The sequence below is a fragment of the Streptomyces flavofungini genome (genome assembly GCF_041028215.1).
GTDB lineage: Bacteria > Actinomycetota > Actinomycetes > Streptomycetales > Streptomycetaceae > Streptomyces > Streptomyces flavofungini_B.
In genome coordinates, this window is record NZ_JASKYR010001414.1 from 1 (window position 1) to 958 (window position 958).

The 958-nt window shown below is 71.5% G+C and carries 1 protein-coding gene and 1 pseudogene; one reads left to right on the forward strand and one right to left on the reverse strand.

Annotation, left to right across the window (positions count from 1 at the left end; translation table 11 throughout):
• A pseudogene (locus AB8Z36_RS41375) lies at window positions 1-127 on the reverse strand (dihydroxyacetone kinase subunit DhaK); the annotation flags it as partial.
• 254 nt (window positions 128-381) lie between these two features.
• Between AB8Z36_RS41375 and AB8Z36_RS41380 the strand changes: the two are divergent.
• A complete protein-coding gene (locus tag AB8Z36_RS41380; protein ID WP_369218481.1) occupies window positions 382-939 on the forward strand; it encodes an EF-hand domain-containing protein in 558 nt (185 codons plus the stop codon).
• Window positions 940-958: the final 19 nt, after the last annotated feature.

The window sequence follows — 958 nt, forward strand, 5'->3', positions numbered from 1 at the left end:
GAACGGGGGCGTCCGCCCGTACGATCACCCGGTTCTCGACGTCCACCGTCAGCTCGGGATGCGCGGCGGCCATCCCCCGCAGAGCATCGGCGACCACGGTCTCGGCTACGTTGATCAGCATCTTCACGGATACCTCCCGGGCGGAGCGGGATGAAGCGGGGACCCGCACATTCTGGCCCGGAGTGCGGTGCGTCGTCTGCCCTGGCGCAGGATGCGCGCCGCGTGACGCGGCGGGTGCGGCAGGCGGTCGGCGTCCATTCGGGTGGGGGTGTGCGAAGGCGGCCGGTTCCTCCCGGAAAGCCCGCGTCGACCGGCCCGGGCGCGCGGCGGGCACATTACGGTGAACGCCACTTGACGTCGTTAAAGGGGAGTTGACGCCTGATGCGGGACACCGGGCTGCGAGCCAAGTACATCCACCGATTCCATGTCGAGGACGCCGACGCGAACGGCGTCGTCGACCGGTCCGACATCATCCTGCGCGCCGAACGGCTGATCGACGGGATGGCCGAGCCGGTCGGCTCTCCACGGGCCACCGCCGTCCTCGCGGGAGCCGACGCGTACTGGCAGCGGCTCGCCGAGCTCGCGGGTGTCGACGACGACGGTGAGCTGACCGAGGACGTGTACGTCCAGACGCTGGAGGAAGCGGTGCAGACGGGCGCGATCGCGGACCTGGTGGCGCCGTCCGTCGAGGCGCACATCCAGCTGGCCGACGCCGAGGGCACCGGCACCGTGCGTGCCGACGACTTCATCCGCGCCCAGGTGGCGTCCGGCATGTCCACGGCCATGTCCAGCGAGGCGTTCGAGGCCCTCGACCGCGACGGGGACGGCCGGATCTCGGTGGAGGAGTGGCAGCGGGCGGTGCTCGACTACTACACGAACGCGGACGCGGACGTGCGGGCGCCGGGGAGCCTGGTGATGGGCCTCCGGTCCGACGGATGACCCGCTCCGCCCCCTGTCC

Coding starts and splice junctions, on each gene's coding strand:
- AB8Z36_RS41380 (WP_369218481.1), top strand. CDS start 382: ATGCGGGACACCGGGCTGCGAGCCAAGTACATCCACCGATTCCATGTC.